19 protein-coding genes and 1 pseudogene are annotated in these 19,077 nt (G+C 54.8%); 8 read left to right on the top strand and 12 right to left on the bottom strand.

Features of this window, described 5'->3' with window-relative positions; genetic code table 11:
- Positions 1-53: 53 nt before the first annotated feature.
- Entirely contained in the window at positions 54-2,075 is a 2,022-nt protein-coding gene (locus tag AC2TDA_RS21700; protein ID WP_480881266.1) for an MBL fold metallo-hydrolase, read from the top strand.
- A gap of 292 nt (positions 2,076-2,367) precedes the next feature.
- On the opposite strand, the gene AC2TDA_RS21695 is transcribed toward AC2TDA_RS21700, so the two are convergent.
- A complete protein-coding gene (locus tag AC2TDA_RS21695; protein ID WP_480881265.1) occupies positions 2,368-2,739 on the bottom strand; it encodes a winged helix-turn-helix transcriptional regulator in 372 nt (123 codons plus the stop codon).
- Positions 2,740-2,839: 100 nt separating this feature from the next.
- Between AC2TDA_RS21695 and AC2TDA_RS21690 the strand changes: the two genes are divergently transcribed.
- The gene (locus AC2TDA_RS21690; protein WP_480881263.1) at positions 2,840-3,142 is read left to right on the top strand and encodes a DUF1330 domain-containing protein; all 303 of its coding nucleotides are present in this window, start codon (positions 2,840-2,842) and stop codon (positions 3,140-3,142) included.
- A 461-nt stretch (positions 3,143-3,603) separates the two neighbouring features.
- Here AC2TDA_RS21690 and AC2TDA_RS21685 read toward each other — a convergent pair whose 3' ends face one another.
- The 7 genes and pseudogenes from AC2TDA_RS21685 to AC2TDA_RS21655 all read right to left on the bottom strand — a co-directional run.
- Positions 3,604-3,975, bottom strand: a complete 372-nt coding sequence (locus AC2TDA_RS21685; RefSeq protein WP_480881286.1) for a LysR substrate-binding domain-containing protein — start codon at positions 3,973-3,975, stop codon at positions 3,604-3,606.
- Between the two features lie 328 nt (positions 3,976-4,303).
- Positions 4,304-6,487, bottom strand: coding sequence for an esterase-like activity of phytase family protein (locus tag AC2TDA_RS21680; RefSeq protein ID WP_480881261.1), 2,184 nt, complete (start codon positions 6,485-6,487; stop codon positions 4,304-4,306).
- A gap of 523 nt (positions 6,488-7,010) precedes the next feature.
- Positions 7,011-8,039 carry an NAD(P)H-dependent amine dehydrogenase family protein gene (locus tag AC2TDA_RS21675; protein WP_480881259.1) on the bottom strand — a complete coding sequence of 343 codons (1,029 nt, stop codon included), beginning with the start codon at positions 8,037-8,039 and terminating at the stop codon, positions 7,011-7,013.
- Entirely contained in the window at positions 8,039-8,671 is a 633-nt protein-coding gene (locus AC2TDA_RS21670) for a DUF1348 family protein (protein ID WP_480881257.1), read from the bottom strand. The genes AC2TDA_RS21675 and AC2TDA_RS21670 overlap by 1 nt, the downstream gene beginning before the upstream one ends.
- A gap of 107 nt (positions 8,672-8,778) precedes the next feature.
- Positions 8,779-8,967 (bottom strand): hypothetical protein, encoded by a 189-nt coding sequence (locus tag AC2TDA_RS21665; RefSeq protein ID WP_480881255.1) that lies wholly within the window; start codon positions 8,965-8,967, stop codon positions 8,779-8,781.
- Positions 8,967-9,467: a LysR substrate-binding domain-containing protein gene (locus AC2TDA_RS21660; protein WP_480881284.1), complete on the bottom strand. Its 501-nt coding sequence runs from the start codon at positions 9,465-9,467 to the stop codon at positions 8,967-8,969. The genes AC2TDA_RS21665 and AC2TDA_RS21660 overlap by 1 nt, the downstream gene beginning before the upstream one ends.
- Positions 9,468-9,485: 18 nt before the next feature.
- A pseudogene (locus AC2TDA_RS21655) lies at positions 9,486-9,674 on the bottom strand (LysR family transcriptional regulator); the annotation flags it as partial.
- Between the two features lie 102 nt (positions 9,675-9,776).
- On the opposite strand from AC2TDA_RS21655, the gene AC2TDA_RS21650 reads away from it, so the two are divergent.
- Positions 9,777-10,001: a hypothetical protein gene (locus AC2TDA_RS21650; RefSeq protein WP_480881253.1), complete on the top strand. Its 225-nt coding sequence runs from the start codon at positions 9,777-9,779 to the stop codon at positions 9,999-10,001.
- A gap of 1 nt (position 10,002) precedes the next feature.
- On the opposite strand, the gene AC2TDA_RS21645 is transcribed toward AC2TDA_RS21650, so the two are convergent.
- Complete coding sequence (locus AC2TDA_RS21645; RefSeq protein ID WP_480881252.1) at positions 10,003-11,745, bottom strand: adenylate/guanylate cyclase domain-containing protein; 1,743 nt, start codon at positions 11,743-11,745, stop codon at positions 10,003-10,005.
- A 201-nt stretch (positions 11,746-11,946) separates the two neighbouring features.
- Entirely contained in the window at positions 11,947-13,677 is a 1,731-nt protein-coding gene (locus AC2TDA_RS21640; protein ID WP_480881250.1) for a tetratricopeptide repeat protein, read from the bottom strand.
- Positions 13,678-13,890: 213 nt separating this feature from the next.
- Between AC2TDA_RS21640 and AC2TDA_RS21635 the strand changes: the two genes are divergently transcribed.
- Positions 13,891-14,967, top strand: coding sequence for a DUF2652 domain-containing protein (locus AC2TDA_RS21635; RefSeq protein WP_480850912.1), 1,077 nt, complete (start codon positions 13,891-13,893; stop codon positions 14,965-14,967).
- A 208-nt stretch (positions 14,968-15,175) separates the two neighbouring features.
- Here AC2TDA_RS21635 and AC2TDA_RS21630 read toward each other — a convergent pair whose 3' ends face one another.
- Positions 15,176-15,538 carry a YybH family protein gene (locus AC2TDA_RS21630; protein WP_480850910.1) on the bottom strand — a complete coding sequence of 121 codons (363 nt, stop codon included), beginning with the start codon at positions 15,536-15,538 and terminating at the stop codon, positions 15,176-15,178.
- A 115-nt stretch (positions 15,539-15,653) separates the two neighbouring features.
- Positions 15,654-16,052 (bottom strand): MerR family transcriptional regulator, encoded by a 399-nt coding sequence (locus AC2TDA_RS21625; protein ID WP_480881248.1) that lies wholly within the window; start codon positions 16,050-16,052, stop codon positions 15,654-15,656.
- 99 nt (positions 16,053-16,151) lie between these two features.
- On the opposite strand from AC2TDA_RS21625, the gene AC2TDA_RS21620 reads away from it, so the two are divergent.
- The 4 genes from AC2TDA_RS21620 (at position 16,152) to AC2TDA_RS21605 (ending at position 18,884) form a co-directional block, all read left to right on the top strand.
- Positions 16,152-16,475 (top strand): hypothetical protein, encoded by a 324-nt coding sequence (locus AC2TDA_RS21620; RefSeq protein WP_480881246.1) that lies wholly within the window; start codon positions 16,152-16,154, stop codon positions 16,473-16,475.
- A 4-nt stretch (positions 16,476-16,479) separates the two neighbouring features.
- Complete coding sequence (locus AC2TDA_RS21615; RefSeq protein ID WP_480881245.1) at positions 16,480-16,698, top strand: GDCCVxC domain-containing (seleno)protein; 219 nt, start codon at positions 16,480-16,482, stop codon at positions 16,696-16,698.
- Positions 16,699-17,038: 340 nt separating this feature from the next.
- Positions 17,039-18,127, top strand: coding sequence for a DUF2652 domain-containing protein (locus AC2TDA_RS21610; protein WP_480881243.1), 1,089 nt, complete (start codon positions 17,039-17,041; stop codon positions 18,125-18,127).
- 475 nt (positions 18,128-18,602) lie between these two features.
- Positions 18,603-18,884: an HlyU family transcriptional regulator gene (locus AC2TDA_RS21605; protein ID WP_480881242.1), complete on the top strand. Its 282-nt coding sequence runs from the start codon at positions 18,603-18,605 to the stop codon at positions 18,882-18,884.
- Positions 18,885-19,077: the final 193 nt, after the last annotated feature.

The raw sequence follows: 19,077 nt of genomic DNA, 5'->3' as shown, positions 1-19,077 counted from the left end.
GGCGGGCTTCCGCCGGGAAACGGGGTTGCCTTGCCATCCAAAGAGTTGCCGACATGAAGAAACGATACCTCGCGCTCCCCCTCGCTGCAGCCCTTGCTGCAGCCGGAATTACCCTCACCGGCGCGCCACCCGATGAAAGCCTGCTGGTTGCCCCGCTTGCCGCTCAGACTGAACCGGCGGAACAGATCGTAGAAACTCCCATCGGCGCGTACCTGACCCGCTCTGAAGGCTTTGAAAGCTTCGGTCCCTCCTGGGAGGACCGCAGTTTTCACCCAGACATTACCTATCTGGAAACGGTTCTGTCATACGGGCACAACACAGATCCGCGGAATCTCTTCCTGCTGGTGAACGCCTACCTGGCCGCTAACCAGCAGGCGTTCGGCATTGCTTTTTTCGAGCGTCTATTAGGCCGCTACGGCGACCGGATGACACCGGATCTGCGCGCCCATCATCTTGCTGCCTATGCCATCCTGCGCGCCACCTATGCGGAGCAAATTCCGCTGCTCAGCCGCCCAGGCTGGATGACAGAGACATTCGCCGCGCTGGAAGAAGCTAAAGCGCTTACCGAAGGCAACGATGCCTTTGTGCGCTGGTCCTCGGGGATCATCTACACGCAGGTGCCCTGGTTTTTCTTCAAGGACGAGTTGGCCATGGCAGATCTCACCTGGCTGGCCGAGCGCCCCGAAAAAGAGCCGCTGCCGGGCTTCTACCGCGAGGTTTACCGCCACCTGTCCCTTCTGCACAGCCGGGCAGGCAATTCGGCGGCGGCGGATTCCTATTCGCAGAAAGCCGGATTTGGTGAGGCCGAGCCGGACATGCTGTTCATGAACTGGTTCACTGTGGATGCCGAAAATGGCACCCAGATGGCGGCCTACAGACATCTTCAGGAGGTGATCCCCGGCCGCATCTTCGCCCTCTACGGTTTCGGGTTCTCGGATGTATACTTCGTGCTCTCCGCCGATGGCACGCAGCTAATCGCGGTTGACGCCGGCACGCATCCCGACTCATTGCGCGATGCCCACGAGATGCTGCAAGAGTACCTGCCGGAGCTGCCGCCGGTGGACACCCTGATCGTGACCCACGCCCATTGGGACCATATCGGGGGCCATCAGTACCTGCGTGAGGCGAACCCCAGCCTCGTGGTTTACGGGCGCAACAATTTCCATGGCACGTTGGAACGGGTGCAGCAGAAGCACAGCTATAGCCAGTTCCGCGGCCCCGGGTTCAGCAACGCGCAGATCGAAGATTACCGGCCGGACGTCGCTGTGAATCGCGTACAGAAGATCACGATTGGCGGCTCTTCGATAGAGCTGATCCCGCAGTCGGGCGGGGAAACCGAAGATGCGCTTCTGGTGCATTTCCCGGACCTTGGTACCGTGTTTGCTGGGGATGTTCTGATGCCCTATTACGGGGAGCCCTGGATTGAAGAGGGCGATATCGACGGTGCACTCGCCACCATTGATTCAATCCTCGCCCGCAATCCTTCGTATGTCCTGCACGGGCACCAGCCGTTGACCGTCGCCTACACGCCTGAAAGCCTGCCAACCTTCCGCACGGCGCTGGAATGGCTGGCCGGGACCGCCCGCGCGTATGTTGCAAACGGCTACAGTGCTCAGGATATCATCCGGCTCAACCTCATTCCGCCAGAGTTCTCTGACGATGCCATCGCATATCTTCCCTATCTGGTTGCCCGCGACCACGTAATAGCTCGGATTGCCGACCAGATGACCGGTATCTGGCGTGAAGATCGGACCGGGACAGATCCTGAAGGGGTCTACAATCTGACCAATGCTGAATACGGGCGGCTCTTCGACCTCTATTTGCGGATGGAGGCCGAGGAAGTCGGCGAAGCCCTTAAGCGCATGGTCGCGGCGGGCGACAACGGTCTTGCACTGAAAATGGCCACGGCCGCTATATCCCGCTACGGGGAAGCTCCGGAACTCAACGGACCAGCAAGAGATGCCGCCGACAGGCTACGCGCCTCCGCCCAGTTTTTTGACCCGTTCAGGATGACGGTCTTTTCCGAAATGACCGGCCGCAGCCTATCTTTGATGCCGGAGCCGAGCGCAAAGTGAATTAGTTAGGACTCCTTTGGCTCAACCTCCCCGCCAGTCCGAAAATAGAGACAGTGGGGAGGCACACGATAGCCGAGTTCCGGAAGGAGAAGACCAACCTGCGCTGCGCCACGGGCCCTTTGCGGGCACAAGCGCAGCACCAATATATGTTGTTGAGTGTCCGGTAAGGGCCGTTCCACACCTGAGCGAGGTGGGGCAGTCGAAAAGATTTTGCGATTGCTCCGACGTCAGCAGAGAGCCTCTATCACCCATACGTTCTCGGCCAAGAAGCAACGATAAGACTGAATAGATTTCAAGTTTCCTTGGAAGCCTGCCGTTTGCCGAACGCTTTGGCTATGTCCTCTCGGTTTTCCTGAGCCCAGCCGTGCATGAGGGCAATTGGCTCAACCATCTTTTCCCCCAATGACGTCAATGAATACTCCACATGCGGCGGGACCACATCATAGACCGTGCGTTGCACTACACCCCAGTCTTCGAGATTGCGCAGGGTTTGCGTCAGCATCTTTTTTGAGATGCCCTGCAACCGTCCTGCTAACTTTCCGGGGCGTTGGGGGCCAAGAGAAAGCGTATAAATCAAACCTGGAACCCACTTCTCCGACAGTAGTTCAAACAACTGACGCGTGGAGCATTTCAGGTCGTATTCTTCTTTGCTGATCGGCTGCATTCCATTTTTCCCATGGTTACCTCGAGGTGCCTACTTGATGTTTTGTAACCAATGTTCAGCTTGTGTGCCAGAGATACACCGGTCTTCAAAGGATTAAACCATGCCCGCCTACATGCTGACATTCCTCCGCGTCGAAGATGCAGAAACACACGCCCGAGACTATCTTCCGGAGGCGCACGCGATTTTGCTCAAATATGGCGGTAAACCTCTTGCTGTTACTGAGGATTTAGAAGTGATCGAGGGAAAACTGCCCAAGGGACGCCTGATCTTGATGGAATTTCCCAGCAAAGAGGCCGCCAAAGACTACTATCTTGGACCAGAACACCGTCCATACAAGGAAATACTGGACAGGGTTGCATCCTGTGATTTAGCCGTTTTCGAAGGTGTAACAGCGCCAAACTAAACCGTCATTGGGCGTTCCACTGCTTCTACAGCGTACGCCTGCATTGTTGCGCTTTGCGTTAATTCGCTCTGCAGCAGATCTCGCAGGCGCAGCGAACGGCAGTTTTGACGGAGCGCAACGCAGCAACCGCGTGTGGCAGCCAAAGGCCGGTTTGGGCCGTCGCTGTTTGTGGAGGACCAGCTCAGTATAAGGATTCCGCAAAGCACCCGATGTCTGCGGAGAGCCCAACTTGTACCTTGGATTTTTTAGCTACGCACGCTCGCAGCACGAATATCGCTGCACGTGCTTGGTTCGTGCTGCTGCGAGGCGGCGGAAACACCTGCCATTCGTTCTTGGCGCAGCGAAGTTAAAGGCGGTAACCTACTGGTCGTAAACAAAGCACCTTTTCGCTGCGTCTGCGCTAGTGGCAGTGTCTGGGCCCACAAAGGTCAACTGCTCAAACTCTTGCTGGGTCCAGTACGTCAAATTTCTCCGACCTTATGATTGCCTATCCATGCCCGCTGATCCCAAGCGCCAATCTGTTCGATCAACCATTTCATAACAGGTCTACTTGCGGATGCATTACATGTAACAAGATCAACCGGATAAAGTATGGAGTTCTGGGCGAACCCATAATCAAGAACCACCAATTGACCGCCTAAAACTTCTTCCTCAACGGTTAGCACAGGTAGTTCAGCCCATCCTAACCCACTTAGTATCATCGCTTTTTTCGCGGTCGAATTACTAGACACCCAAATATTGGGGCTAAATTGCCTGTCGCTCAAATTTGGTCGTTTTATTGCTTGGTCAACGATTTGGCGATGACCGGCCAGTTGAGATCGGCTTACACGGATGTCTATGGAACGAAATTTTCAGATTTCGAATACACACTGATTGCTCGCAATATCATCCCTCAATGATGATTGACTCTCAAATTTGAAATAGTTGCAAGGCTGCGATTGGATTATACGGAATCGAATGTATTCGTTAGAGGCGAACTTTGCCCCCGTAGCGAAAGTCCGGTTCGGTGATCCACGGGCTCAGGTCACCAGGTGCCCTTCAACTGTCAAGAGTTTGCAACAGAGCCCGATGCGGAACTATTCTAAAAGGACCAAAACTGGCTTTAAATGCAATTGCCCCGCGCAGTCTCTACGCGGGGCGCTTCAATCTCTGATATTTGACCTAGTTCCCAGCCGAAACCGAACCGATCGACCAGAACATCGTCTCGCCTGAGGCGTCGTCGACGCCGTCATTGTCGGTCATCACAAACGCCTCGCCAGAGGGCAGGATGGCCAGACCTTCGATCTTGTCCAGGACGTAACCGCCGGTCGAGGTCAGGTCGGGCAGCAGGTCGCGGACCTCTTGCTTGCTGACCACGGGCAGGTCTCCACCTAGCGGGGCCGGGGTCATCTCGGACAACGGGATGCGGTAGATTTTCTTGGTCACTGCGCGGTGGTCGTGCTGGTTGTCGCGTTCGATGACATAGATATGGTCACCGAAGGCCACGATTTCTGACAGGCCAACCCAGCCTCTCTCCGGATCGGCTTTGGGATAGTGCACGGCACCCCATTCCTTGGTTTCCAGATTGTAGGCGACCAATTTCACATGGTTCTTGGGATCGTCCTTCCATTCGCGCTGAACGGCCATCCACAGGGTGTCGCCAACCTTGGTGATGCCCTCAAAGCCAAATCGCTTCTCAACGGCCATCAGCTTCGGCGGCAGGCCGATTTCGCCCTTGCGGTCTTTGATCTTGCCTTCGGCAGAGACATGGTAGATCGCATGCGGGATGACACGGTCGGTGCGGCCTTCGGAAGCGACGTAGAAGCCACCCTTGCCGTCCAGCGTGATGCCTTCCAGGTCCAGCTTCTGAGCTGCGTTACCGTCTTGACGGTGAATTCGGATCACGTCGACGATGCGAGCGGGCTGCTGGCTAGGGTCGATCTTGAAGATCGAGGGCTGGAAGCCGTAGAAGCTGTCATTGACCGCGTAGATCATGCCGTCTTCGTCGGCGACCAGACCGGAGAGCGCTCCCCACCCGATCAGCTCATCAGTGCCTTCCGAGGTCAGATGCGGATAGTTGGCGCGGGCGTCTTGATATTCGAAGATACTGACATGCGCACGCGGGCCGCCATCTTCGATCAGGTCTTTTTCGTTGGCCGAGATCAGCAGGTTGCGCTCTGGGATGGCAACGTAACCTTCCGGGCCAACGCCCGAGGGCAGCAGCTGTTTCAGTACAGGGTTCGCCGGATCGGTGGCATCATAGACACCAACGACTGAGGCGCGTTCGGCCCCAACAAAGATCATTGGCGTGCCGCCAAAGGTTGCTGCGGTCACGCTTTCAGGTTCAACGCCTTTGCTGTCAGAGCGTTTGTCGGGATAGTGGCCGATCTGGATAATCGCCTTCTCGAAATCGGTGCCGTTTTCGTAAACGACGGTACCGTCCTTGCGGAAAATGGTCCAGCCACGCGATCCGCCCTCATAGTCGCCTTCGTTGGCGGTGGCAAAGTGGTTGTCGTCGATCCATTTCACCGCGTCCGGCTCGCGCAGACGGCCCGGCTGGCTTTCGGTGAAGATCAGCGCGCCGCGCTCGTCGGTGGCGTCGATGCCTTCCAGATCCACGCTGCCGGCCGAGAAATGGCTGATCACGGTGCCGTTCTTATCAACAACGGCGATGTGGTTGTTTTCCTGCAGGGTGACGACAGTTTCGCCCAGGCTGTTGATGTCCACGAATTCCGGCTCAGGGTCAGTGGGCGCTACCTCGGCCAGACCTGTCAGCGACGCCATTTTCATGCCCGTACAATCCAGCGCGCCGCCTTTCAGCGGCACCAGCGCCAACGACCCTGCGGGCAGCTGCGGGATGATGCCGTCATTCAGGTCTTCGTCGCGCTCGTTTTCGATCGCAACGGCGACAAAGCTGCCATCGGGGGCGATGGCGACGCTGTCCGGCTGGCCGCCCAGATCACAGGCGCCAGTTTCCGTCTGGCCGGCGATGTCGACCGAAATCAGCTTGCCCGAGGGGGCGGTATAGCTTTCCGACGTGTTCACACCCACAAAGGCCGTCGCGCCGACGATGCCTACGGATGTCGGCTCACCGCCTACCTCCATCGCGCCCAGAGGCGCAGGTTTCGCGGGGTTGGTGATGTCGACCATGCCGATCACACCCAGCGGGCTGTCGGTGTAAACCAACGTCATGCCATCCGCGGTCGCCGCAATTATCTCGGGCGAGGTCTCACGGGTGGTATCCGCCCCCTCGGCCATATTCTTGACGACCGGGAAAGACGCAATTCGGTTGAAATTCATTTCTGCCACAGCCTGACCGGTTGTCAGGGCAAGGGCAGATGTCAGGCAGGCAAAGCGCAATGACATCGTTTGGTATCCTCTCTCACTTGGATGAGAGAGGCATGGCCGTGGTTCATTGCGGTTTTGTGACGGTTCGGATTCAGTTTGATGACAACCGCAAAAAGGTAGGTCACCGTCGTATACGCTGGCGAATTCAAACCCAATCAGATCTAAGGTTGTGTCGCAAGTTTTCGGCATCTTTATCCGAGACGAGATTCTCGTGTTGGCAGCGTCTTAAATTTCGACATGAGCCAACCGTGACAATCTCGTTCAAACGCGCGCACTTCCTGTCTCTGTGTCCTTGTTTCCCGGACGGAGTTTCCTGTGGATAAGTCGCGTGGGGATGATCTAGCCTATTAAATTAGAGAAGTCCGTATTGCGAACTTTTGACAGTTGACGGCCTCCTGGTTAGACGGCATCGCACCTGCAGCGAATGTCCGGAAAGAGGGCCGAAGTCGCAGAAATCAAACCATGTACGCAAGGTCGGCATTGGGCCGGTGAAGACGGAGAGGTGCCGTCGGATAAGACTGCGTGTCCCGCTACCAGCCCCTCAGATCATTAGATGCGATTGATGAGACGGCGCGGCTAACATGTCCAAAGACACTAGGCCCGGAGGGGCTTTGATGACGTCGACAATCCGGTTCACCATTGTTGAACAGGTAACAACGCGTGTCGGCACGTTGTCGTTCCGCAGGTGCAAGTCGGGCTCGCCGTAGACCCGCCAGGTGTTGCCGTCGGTTTCACCTTCCTGGTGAATGCGGCCTTCCATTCTGAACTCAAACTGAGGCCCTTCCTCGGCCGTGACTTTCTTCGTGTCTATGGTTCCGATTAGAGAGCCGACCGCGACTTCAGTCCCAAGCGCGCGGCAAGCGACCGGGGCATCGGCCACGATTGGCAATACGGTCGAGTTAATATCTGCAACCGACAGCGCCAATCGCGCCGCCATTGCCTCCAGCGTTTGCCGCGCTACGAATTCGGGCCATCCATTGTCAGCCACGTGCTGCTCGAATTGATCGCGCGGCATGCCGATGCATATATGTCGCGCAACCTCGGGTCCGTAGTCGTCGACATTCCAAACAGAGTGTCCTTCGACTCGGTCTATCCTGTGCGATGCGCCCAAAAGAGTGGTAATCAGGTTTGACCAGAAAACATCCTGTGCGCCGGATGCGTCGAGCGTAACACCGTTTGCCTTGGCCAACGCGTCAAGCTCCCGTGCTAGTTTCGGCGCACTTGTCCAAGGGAAGATGGTTTCCTCCTCGATGGAGACAACATTCACTCCGTTCTCCAGGCACGCCGCGAATTGCCGTTGCATGGTCTCTAGGTAACTCCCGACGCAGACGATGGCGATGTCGGCGCCGCGGGCCAGAACTGCTTTTGCGTCTGCCTCAACCTTGACACCGAGTGATGTTCCAAGGCTTGCAACATCCCCCAGATCTCGGCCAATCTTGCTTTCGCTGCGTCCGATCGCTCCGATGATATCTACGCCACGTTCCACAAGAAGCCGGGTAACGACCGAGCCCATCTCTCCGACACCGTAGACGATCGCCCGCACGGGCCGTGCTCCCTTGGCAGCAATCATCAGTCGCCAGCAACCTGGCGTTCATAATCGGCGCTGTCATACCAGCCTAACGACTTGATCACCCTAAGATCGTTGTCCAGATCCCATTCTTCCCAACCAGAGAACTTCACATGGTTGCCTGTGCCTTTGTGGTGTCCCTCGAAGGTCCATGCGTAGACCATATGGTGATCGGCAACTAAAACACTGTCGAGCTTGAGGGTGAGATCGGGAAAGTCGGCCATAAAACCCTCAGCCATTTCGGCGATTTCGGCTTGGCTTGTCATCGGGTCGCCGCGGTTCATACCCATGGTCGTGTTATTTGCGTAGCGGCTTGCCACGGCCCCTGGATTTCGTTCGGTCCAGGCGTCGCAATGCGTTTTCGCCATTCTTTGAGCAGTCTCAAAATCAGGTATCAAAATGTCCCCCAGGAAGCAGCAATTGCGTTTCAGCGACGTTAGCGCATGGAAACCAATTTCATCAAGGCGACGGGAAATGCCACTGTGGTCACACAAGTACGAGAGGTTTGCAGGACTAAAGCACGTTTTCATCCCTGCTTGCCAGCGGTATTCGGGTTTAATCAGCGTCAGGTAGTCAGCGAATGTCGCGCCAAAGTACTCGTCCTCAATCTTGGTAACCGCGACATCACCGGTCAAGTCAACATTCCCGCCGTTACAGTGGCAGCGATTTCATTCAACACGACGTCGAGCCCAGAAGTCAGACAATCTGTTGTGTTCGATTTCATACTGCCAGTAGCGAGGAACTACGCAGTAGCGACCCCTTTTCCGGATCGCGCCTCCTGCTGCAGCCACTTTCGTACAACACTGACGGCGCGCCGTCTTCCTGCGCGCTGGTTGGTGGCGAGGTAATATCCGCCAAACGGAATTTCTACATCGCTGAGGCACACCAATGCACCCGTCTCAACTTCTGTTTGACATAGGTGCTTGTCCATCAGACAGCCCCTAAGCCGGCCACGGCTGATTGGATTGACAGTATTGCTCCAAGTGGATGAGGCAGATCAAGAGCAGGGAGCTCTTTCAAACCAGATTTCGAGAACCATTCTGGCCAAAGACGGAAGGTTGCCTCTTCAATCAATGGGCTAGATGCCAGAACCTTAAGGTCGACCTCAGAACTTATTTTTGGCGCAAAGTGTGGCGCGGCATAAGCTCTGACCAGAGATGGGAACAACAGGTCGTACCCTTCGTCTGGGTGGGCGCGCAGATATCTCAAGCCCAGATCGAAATCGTGCGCCTCTATGTCCATGACCTCAGTTGTGATCGAAAGGCGTAAGTCTATCTCTGGATGCGCGGCTTTCAGTCGTGGTAACCGTGGCACCAGCCATTTTTGCGCGACGGCGCTCTCTGTCGTCATGGTAACAACACCTTTGGGCGCAGAAGTCAGAGCGTCAGTTGCGATGGCAATTTGGTCAAGAGCAGGTGTGATCTGTCCCAAGTAGATTTGTCCCTGTTCGGAGAGGGCAACGCCAGATTTTTGCGTCCGAAACAGATGCACGTTAAGCCGCTTTTCCAACCCGCGAATGTGACGGGAAATTGCGGAGTGCGATACGTTCAATTCCTCCGCTGCACGGGTAAAGCTACCCAACCTCCCAGCAGTCTCAAAGGCACGCAGCGGATTTAGGGGAGGTAAGTTTCTTGGCATGATCGATTGTGACTTTTTGGAACAATTAATGTCAAAAAACGGCGTTTGTGGGATACCAAATTTTTTATGAATGTAGGTGCATATCTAAAACAGGAGGGATCCATGAAATATGCCGATTTTCGTGATTTTGAATCACATCGTGAAGTCCCAGTCCCTGGTGTCAAAAGTTCGTACGCCTGGCGTGAAAAAGTCAAAGGGTCGCTTCGTTCGCTTCTTGCGATGCGAATTGATCCTACGAGAATGAGCAAAGTTGAACGGCAAGATTCCGGAATCTCCGAAGCCGAGATTGATTGGCATAACGCCTTACACGGACCTTTGATTAAGTAAGTCAGACAGGCAAACCAGCTTTATGCAGACCGGTCGCCAAAACTTCGAAATCGTCTCGACGCCGCCACATGGATTCATAACCGCGCGCAAGAGTGGGGAGATTATCGTCGGTCACTTCGATGCCTCGACTCCCAAATTCGTCATGGCGTTCCGCAATAAATTCCTGCAACGCGGCTGCCGCCTCAGATTGCCGGCCAAGGTGCGCGTAAGAAGCTGCGACGAATGCCGCAGCTAACGAGTTGAGCCGAGCCTCTCCCATCAAAAAGCTGATTGTTTGCTCGTAGTTTCCGCAAAAGAATTCTATCTGCCCCATGATCCAATCGATGGACGGGGGATGCAACGGATCTAGCCGCATCGCTTCCGATACGACTTCTCTCGCCTTCTTGTGCCTCCCCAGCAACAGAAAAGCATAACCGCACCACGCCATGGACTCCGCTTCGTTTTCGATCTGCGACAGCGTCTTTTCGAACTGGGCATCTGCTTCGTCCCAGAGACCTGCGCAGAGATAAGCAAAACCCAGTTGGTCTTGAATGTAGACGTCCCGGTTGTCCAGTGCGGCACCCTTTCGGGCGATATGCAGGATGTGATCAGAAGCGTCAGAGTCTGCCAATCCCAGCCAAAGATCGATAACATAGGTGTCTGAGAGGTACATGTAAGACCGAGCGATGGACGGATCGAGCGCAATGGCCCGTTCCAGCAGAGCTCGTGCTTTGGCCGTATCCCTGGCATTTAGGCCATCTCGAAGAGCTTTGCTTCGTAGCATCAACTCATAGGCCTTCATCTCATCTGCTGGTTTTTGCGATGATCGGTCGACAACGTTGTGTTGAACACGTCCCGGAAGGACCGCAACGATGTTGCGGGCCACCTCATCCTGAACGGACAGGATGTCTTCCAACTCGCGATCATATCGTTCTGACCATAGCTGCGAGCCCGTACTAGCTTCCGCGAGCTGTACAGAAATCCTTACCCGACTACCGGCCTTTCGAACGCTGCCTACTACGAGATAATCGGCTCCCAATTCTGCTGCTATCTCTGCCGGATCGGCTTCCTGTGTTCTGAAACGGAAAGATGCATTTCTGGAGACAACCTGAAGAGTACGAAATCGAGACAACCCAGTGATAATGTCTTCCGCGACGCCATCGCTGAAGAATGCCTGCTCCGGTTCGTCACTCAAACTGTGCAAAGGTAAGACTGCGATGGTAGCTTTGCAGGGTGTAGCTGCTGGCTTCGCGTCAGGCTGTACTTGCTTCGCTCCTCCAATGCGCCAGGCCCTAACAGGCTCAGCGATGTTTTTGATGGTATGTGTGCCTGCGTCCTCCCACACGACCGAAATGCGGTTGCCAACCACGCGATAGACAGCGTCCGAGACGAGCACACCTCCTGGCGGGGCAAGTTGCTCTAAACGCGAGGCAAGGTTAACACCAGAGCCGAAGACATCATCCTCTTGCATGAGGATGTCACCAAGATTGATGCCAATGCGGAAAAGCAACGGGTCTGGCTCTACCAAGGGTGCTTGTTGCCATTCAACGGCGCAAGAAACCGCGTCTGCAGCACTATTGAAGCTAGCCAAAAGGCCATCACCCATAAGTTTGACAATCCGTCCGTGGTGACGATTGATCAGAGGTGCAACTGTACCATCTATGTGAGCGGACAATGCAGCAAGCGTGCCAGCTTCGTCTCGCTCCATGCGACGAGTATAGCCGACCATATCGGCGACCAGAATTGCTGCAAGCTGTCGCTCCAAATTTGCCTCCCTTGCTCTGCATAACGATTGGTGTGGTATTAGGCCATCCGTAACTGAATGGTCACATCTATTGAGCGGAGGCTTTGTGCTCGTTGTGACAGTTCTTCTGGCGCCCGCTTTCGAAGTCGCAGAGTATGTCCGCAAAGCGGGCTGCGACCGCAGCATTCTGGCCAGTTGATGGATGTCTCCTTTGGGCCGCGTTCACCGGTTCAACCCAGCTGCGCGCAAACCCTGTTGATAGCGTTCGCGATCTTCCAATCGTGCGAAGGGATGTGTGCGCTCTGCCAACTGAAGAGAGGCGCCGGGGTCGAGACGCTTTAGGTCGAGAACAGCCTGCCTCGCCTCATCCAGCTTGCCGCAAATGGCATTGTTCACGGCAAGATCAAGATAAGAGCTGCCGCGGTTTGGCTGGACCCGGATTGACGCCTCGGCCCACGCGATGGCTTCTTCGTGCCGACCTGCCACAAATCCACATAGCGAGCGAATGGAGTACCACAAAGCCATCAAAGGATCGCGCGGGCTGAGCCTGATCGCAGCCATGATGTTATCGAGCGCTTCCTTGCCGTCGCCCAGATAAACCTGAGATCTGGCAAGCAAAGCGTAGGCATGGGGGTCGTTGGGGTTGAGGGCTATGGCGTCCTGCAACATCCTCACGGCGTCTTGATGATGGCCTGAAAACAAATCCGCCGCACCAAGTAGGGCCATCGCATACGCGTCGCGGCCGTTCATCGAAACCGCCCGTTGCGCCAGACTTACCGCCTCGGCCTTGGAAGCGTCAGGATCATCACTCCAGCCGTTCACGCATTGCATCAGATGCGTAAATGACAAATCCGCCATCCCGAATGAGCTTTGCGGGTCCAACTCGACGGCTTTCATGAGCAGGTTCTGGGCTTCGGCTACGTCTGCTTTTGTGAACTGCGAGATATGCCAATGGGCGCGCGCAGACATTTCCCAGGCATCCATCCGCGGGACCACCTTGCGCCTTGCGCGTTGCATTTCTGCAGTCAGGTATTCAGGTGCGACTGCGCCCACAATTTTCTGCGTGATCTCGTCCTGCAGATCGAAGATGTCTCCAATCACGCCGTCAAATCGATCGGTCCAGACGTAATGGTTTGCAATGGCGTCGATCAGTTTTACCGAAACGCGAACCCTATTGCCGACCCTTCGAACGCTGCCCTCAAGAACGTATTGCACGCCCAGATCGCGAGCGATTTGCTCTGTTCCGATGACGCGACCCCGGTAGGAAAAGCTCGTATTTCGAGAGATCACGAAGAACCAGTGAAACCGGGACAGCGCGGAAATCACATCTTCGGCGATACCTTCGGCAAAAAAGGTCTGATCCGCGTTTTGGGGCACGTTGTCAAAGGCCAAAACCGCAATCGAAGGTCGTTCCGGCACCTCCAAAAGGTAGCTCTGGATGGCTGATGCAGACATTCCCCAACCATAGGCGACCAAAGGCTCTGCGATGTTTTTGAGTTTCTGAGAACCGAGACAGGTGAAGTGATCCGAAAGCCTGGCATCAAGGCTGCGCCGCGCAGTTTCCGAAATCACCAGTGAACCTGGCTCAGCCAGATTCTGAAGGCGTGCGGCCACGTTGACGCCGTCGCCATAGACGTCTTCATCGGCAAAACTCACATCGCCACTGTGCAATCCCATCCTCAATGTGATCCGGGGATCGTCGGTCAGTGTGTTTTGGACAGCCATCGCGCACTCGATACCATTGACCACGCTGGGAAATTCAACCAGCCAGCCGTCCCCCATGCTTTTTATCACCCTGCCGTGATGCGCACCGACTGCCGGAGTAAGAATGTCGTTCCGAAAACGGCGCAGCGCGGTTAATGTGGCAGCTTCATCCTCCCCCATGAGTTTGGAATAGTTTGCCACATCCGCAGCCAGAATAGCGGTCAGCCGTCGTTCAGAGGCATTCGACATGGATGAAGCATAGCCGAAGGGCGGCGTAGAAGAAACTTCAGTAGTTTTGGATAAAGCGTTAATGCCTCCGCTCCAATTTCGGCTGAGAACGCCAAGGGTTCATTGACAGCGGCTGAAGATCGGGACCACTTCGCGCAACCGATCATATTTGTTGTTTAAGTATGTTTTCATCTATGGTGAGCGCACGCGATCTTTGGACCGGGGGGCTGCCAAATGACAACGCACACAGGTTACCTGCTGATTGCCGACATTACTGGATACACTCAGTTTCTGACATCTTCGGAAATGGATCATGCCAATCCCATTCTGCAATCCCTTCTTAGCGTTCTGCTTGAGCAGGTTGGAGACCCGCTGCATTTCTGGAAAACCGAAGGCGATGCCGTTCTGGCTTATACGACACGACAGGATTTCCCGTCGGGAGAGACATTTCTGACCATTTGCGAAAATCTCTACAACGCGTTCACCCTCAGACGGCAGGATATAATCGCCAACACGACATGTCCGTGCCGGGCATGCGCCAATGTTGGCGGTCTGGACCTCAAGATCATCGCCCATCACGGTCAGTTCGATGAAATGCAACTGGGGCCGACCAAAGACATCTCCGGTGCCGATGTCATTCTTGTTCACAGGTTGACCAAGACGGAAGTTGCCGAGCGCACCGGCATTCACAGCTACGCCTTGTTTAGCGAAGCGGCCGCAGAAGCCATGGATATTAGCGATATAATGAAGCCGTTTTCCCAGGAAATAGAACATTTTGGTGAAGTCGGAATGAAGGTCTACGATCTGGCGAAATCATGGGAAAAGATGCGCGCTGATCGCCAGCGCGATTTTCTCGAAGAAGAAGATGGCGTGTGGACGCTGCGATACCATTTCGATGCGCCCATGGGCCTCGTGTGGGAGGCCCTTGTCGCTCCTGAACACAAGCTGAAATGGATGAACAGCGTCAGCGACATCAAGATGGAGAACCCTTTGGGACGTCTTGGCCCGGGGTCAGGCTATCATTGCGCGCATGAAATGGCCCAGTTCTTTTATCGGGTCACGGATTGGGAACCCTTTGAGTATTTCTCGACGCGCATTCTGGACCCTGCGCGCCCCGATGTCAGCTTTCCCGAGACCTACCATCTGACAGAAACAGATAAGGGTACCGAACTGCGCTACACAATGGGTATGGCAACGGAAGCAGATGGCACGCGTTCGGAAATTTCCGAACAGGAATGTTCCGCGTTTTTAGCGGAATTCTGGGCGGAGTCTTTTGCGGACATGAATGAGCAACTCAGCCAATCCAAATAGCACCGTACGGCTTAACGTCGGGCGACAGATCTGACTGGTAGATGATCCCAGCGCTGCCTGATCAAAGGAGTAGGCTATGAAAAGCTACACTCCAGCAGTTGTGCTGAGCACACAGTGGTGACGTCATCGCGGCACGCAAGCCAAGTTCGATGGATGCGACCTGCCAGCACAAATCAGTAGATTTGACCGTTAAGCCATCGCCGACACTCTATGCGTCGAAGTTCCAGATGTCGCGCTGTACTTTCCAGCCGTCGTCGCCTTTTCGGAAGTAGAGAACGTACTTCCCAGAAAGTTTTTGCCCTCCCATCGAGCCGGTCAGGGTTCCCATAGTAACGGCACAATCTCCGCCGATATGGGCGTCGGTCAGATTGGCCACAACATTACTCAGGCCGCCGTCAATTGCTGCCTGCCAATATTCCCGAATGGCTGTATGACCTGTCATTATCGGCGCACCCGGCGGCATGGCCGCGCCATCTTCAGCATAGGGTGCTGTCGCCTTACTTGCGTCCTTTGCATTGATCCCCTGGATGATAGCCGCGTCGAGTGCTTTTACAGTATCAATATCCGACATTGTTTACTCCCGAGTTTTTTGCTGGTGCCCTCAGGCTATCACAGGAGCTCGGGTTGATGTTCATCTCTGGTGTTCAACCTTGGGTGCCGCATCGCCGCAAGTCTGGACCGAGGACTTAGTGGCTATCTGTTGTCCTCAGTTGGGAGAGCATTGGGCAGGATATGTTTCCGCTATCGCAGTTAGCAGTAAGTTCATTCAACGCCGCTTCCAGAACTGTCAACTCCTTGATCTTACGACGCACATTGGAGACATGACGCTCTGCCATCTCCTTCACGGTTTGGCAGTCTGCACCACTGCTTTCTGACAGGTTGAGCAGCGTCTTCGCGTCTGCAAGTGGGAATCCTAAATCCCGGCACTTTCTCAAAAACCGCAACCTTCCAACATCACGTTGTGAGTAGAGACGGCGATTGTTGGAGCCGCGCTCGGGTTTTGGCACAACTCCTTCGCGTTCATAATAGCGGATGGTTTCAATACCGACTCCACTTTGCCGGGAAGCCTCTCCAATCGCAATCATATGAAATTGTCCTGCTTGATCCTGTAGTGGCTACAGGATTTATACACCGCTTGGGTCATCACTGCAAAGCCGTGCCGTGAAGACCAGTGGAGAAGAAGGATGCAGAAATACCTTGGCCTCAGTTATTTAGGATCGGTTTCAGCACTTGGCGTGGCGACCTGCTGTGTTCTACCCATGGCCATGATGTTGCTCGGGTTGGGCGGCAGTTGGCTGGCAATATTCGGGAAAATCGCGACGGTAAGTTTTTATGTGCTGACAATATCGACTGCGCTGGTCGCGTTGTCTTGGTCGGTATCGCTTCGACGCGGATCAATTGGGCGGCTGAAATGGTGGTTTGCCGGAAGCACAGCAATGACCGGACTGGCATGGGTCATCGTGTTCAATGAGGCTCGGATCAACAATTATCTGATTATGCAGATGTGAGACTATGACAGAACATACCGTGGTGCTTGAAAGCACATTGACTTGTCCCAAATGCGGACATGCCGAGACAGAGGAAATGCCGACAAACGCCTGCCAGTGGTTCTATAAGTGCAAGGCGTGCGAGACAGTATTGAAGCCGCTCGAGGGCGACGGCTGTGTGTACTGCTCCTATGCCACCGTTCCGTGCCCGCCAATTCAGATAGGCGATAGTTGTTGCGGTTGAGTTAAATGGCAGGTTTGCTGCGCGATGTGTGAGTTCATCAGCTTCAAAATCTCGCACCGGCGGCGTATGTCCGAATAGCGGGCTGCACTTGCAAAAAACTATTGGCACGTTCAGTGACAAATATGGGCCACCATTGATTACCCATTCTTCAGCGATGGCCCAGATGCTGCGCCGTCTCGGACGGCAGGTGCGAGCCCGAAGAAGATGATAAAATATCAAAAACTAATGCCGATCTGGCGCCATTTCCGGACATTCAGTTCCTGTTCCTGAACTACGTTGCTCGGAACAAATTCGTTGTCTACCATATGTATTGATGCACGAAATTGGGATCTTTGTGACTATGTCTATTCAGTCAGGCTATCTGCTCATCGCCGATATCACTGGTTACACTGAATACTTGACCCGGTCAGAGTTGGAACACGCCAACCCGATCATCCATTCTTTGCTGGAGGCAATTGTGATGGAATTGAAGGACCCAATGAAGTTGCGGGGCCTCGAGGGTGATGCCGTTCTCGCTTATTCGAGTGGGCCATTCCCTTCTGGCGAAACTTTCCTCAATATATGTGAAAGCCTTTATCGGGCGTTCGCCGAACGCCGTCGGAACATTGTGCAAAACACGACTTGCCCCTGCAACGCATGTCGCAACGTAGCCGATCTCGATCTAAAGGTCCTTGCGCATCACGGGAATTTTGAAGAACTGTCGATCGGACCGATGAAGGATATTTCCGGTGCTGACGTCATACTCGTGCATCGTATGGCGAAGACCGATGTGAAGGAGGATACTGGTATCCTCAGCTACGCCCTGTTCTCGGAAGACGCGTTCCGGGCAATGGGTATCGAGTCTGACCTCATGCAATACAGCGCTCAGTTCGAGCACTTTGGCGACGTGCCGATGCGGGTCTACGACCTTGCTGCGGCCTGGCAACGATACCGAGAAGTCGCCGGACCCGTCCGCGTTACCGACGAGGATGCTGTGTTCACAACCCGGCACACACTAAACGCGCCACCGGTAGTGGTATGGGAAATGCTCACAGATCCGCGGCTCAAGATGCGCTGGATGATGTTGAAAGACGCCTATCGGGAAGGGGATGCGTCGCGCACTTCGGTCGGCATTCGTTTGCACTGCATTCATGAAGCCGCTCACTTTCAGATGCTGATCGTCGACTGGCATCCATTCGATTATGTGACTGATATTCTACACAATTCGTCTATTGAGGGTCTTACTAATTTGGAGACCTATGAGTTAATCCCTGTAGATGAAGGCACCGAGATCGTGTTTCGAATGGGGCGGCTTACTGATGCCGAGGGAATACACCATCCCGAGGAGGAAACTGCGGTGATCGAATTATTCGAGAATTTTTATCCTGTGGCTTTCGGTATTCTCGACGAGATGGCATTGGAGGCTCGTCAAATGAGTCAGGAACAGTAAAGATGGGTTTATAGGGGCGACACCGCCGCTAAATTGGCTGAGGGCATCATACGATGCATCGAAGAACGTGGGACCGTTACGATCGGGGTTGTTCGCTTCAAGCCAGAATGGGCTTGGAGCCTTTTGGATGGCCGCAATGGCTTTCACGCGAACCTCGCGGCAATGAGCAGCCACTTCCGCTTTGTTAGGCAGACCGTGATTTCGAGTTACCTTCGGCTTTGCTCCTGCAGCGAATGGCGGCAATGCGGGCTGCGGCCGCAGCATTGCGACCTGCTGCTGGATGTCGGCAATGGGCCGTTCCGTACGAGGGAGAGTGATGCGGAGGAACGGGTTTTCGCGGCGGATCGGGACGTTTTAAACCACGCACGGAGCGTACTATCGGATCGACGACCAGCGATCTGATAGTACGACGTGCTTCACGCCTGCCATTAGCGGCGCTAGTCTCCGGTTCAAACATGTTGAAAGGAACCGCCCAATGTTCTTCTTCTCTAAACTCTTTGGCGGCGGCGAAAAGTCTGAACCGGAGCCGGTCTCTTACAAAGGGTTCGAAATCTTCCCCGACCTGATGCCTGAAGGTGGCAAATACCGGCTTTTGGCACGTATCGAAAAGACTATCGACGGAGATCGCAAGACCCATTCGGTGATCCGGGCAGATGTCTTTGACAGCCGGGACCAAGCCGAGAGCTTCAGCATCGCAAAGGCGAAGCAGGTGATTGACGAGCAGGGCGAACGCCTTTTCGGCTCAGATAACCGGTAGCTTGAAGCCCGCTCTGCGATCAGTGGTTACCATCTGATTGGCTTCTTGCGAGCCGCCGCTGTGCGGCCTCTAAGCTACAAGTCTTGTGTCCCTTCCTGCGACAAAGGGCCGTTTTCCGATTGGCGTACTAGCTAACCAAGTGAAACACCCGGCCGGCGAATGTCACGTATCCACCTAATTGGTTTTCTCGAAA

The organism is Ruegeria sp. HKCCD6426 (assembly GCF_057221115.1).
This window is presented reverse-complemented; position numbering and strand designations above follow the sequence as displayed.

Coding starts and splice junctions, on each gene's coding strand:
- AC2TDA_RS21700 (WP_480881266.1), top strand. CDS start 54: ATGAAGAAACGATACCTCGCGCTCCCCCTCGCTGCAGCCCTTGCTGCA.
- AC2TDA_RS21695 (WP_480881265.1), bottom strand. CDS start 2,739: ATGCAGCCGATCAGCAAAGAAGAATACGACCTGAAATGCTCCACGCGT.
- AC2TDA_RS21690 (WP_480881263.1), top strand. CDS start 2,840: ATGCCCGCCTACATGCTGACATTCCTCCGCGTCGAAGATGCAGAAACA.
- AC2TDA_RS21680 (WP_480881261.1), bottom strand. CDS start 6,487: ATGTCATTGCGCTTTGCCTGCCTGACATCTGCCCTTGCCCTGACAACC.
- AC2TDA_RS21675 (WP_480881259.1), bottom strand. CDS start 8,039: ATGATTGCTGCCAAGGGAGCACGGCCCGTGCGGGCGATCGTCTACGGT.
- AC2TDA_RS21665 (WP_480881255.1), bottom strand. CDS start 8,967: ATGGACAAGCACCTATGTCAAACAGAAGTTGAGACGGGTGCATTGGTG.
- AC2TDA_RS21650 (WP_480881253.1), top strand. CDS start 9,777: ATGAAATATGCCGATTTTCGTGATTTTGAATCACATCGTGAAGTCCCA.
- AC2TDA_RS21640 (WP_480881250.1), bottom strand. CDS start 13,677: ATGTCGAATGCCTCTGAACGACGGCTGACCGCTATTCTGGCTGCGGAT.
- AC2TDA_RS21635 (WP_480850912.1), top strand. CDS start 13,891: ATGACAACGCACACAGGTTACCTGCTGATTGCCGACATTACTGGATAC.
- AC2TDA_RS21630 (WP_480850910.1), bottom strand. CDS start 15,538: ATGTCGGATATTGATACTGTAAAAGCACTCGACGCGGCTATCATCCAG.
- AC2TDA_RS21625 (WP_480881248.1), bottom strand. CDS start 16,052: ATGATTGCGATTGGAGAGGCTTCCCGGCAAAGTGGAGTCGGTATTGAA.
- AC2TDA_RS21620 (WP_480881246.1), top strand. CDS start 16,152: ATGCAGAAATACCTTGGCCTCAGTTATTTAGGATCGGTTTCAGCACTT.
- AC2TDA_RS21615 (WP_480881245.1), top strand. CDS start 16,480: ATGACAGAACATACCGTGGTGCTTGAAAGCACATTGACTTGTCCCAAA.
- AC2TDA_RS21610 (WP_480881243.1), top strand. CDS start 17,039: ATGTCTATTCAGTCAGGCTATCTGCTCATCGCCGATATCACTGGTTAC.
- AC2TDA_RS21605 (WP_480881242.1), top strand. CDS start 18,603: ATGTTCTTCTTCTCTAAACTCTTTGGCGGCGGCGAAAAGTCTGAACCG.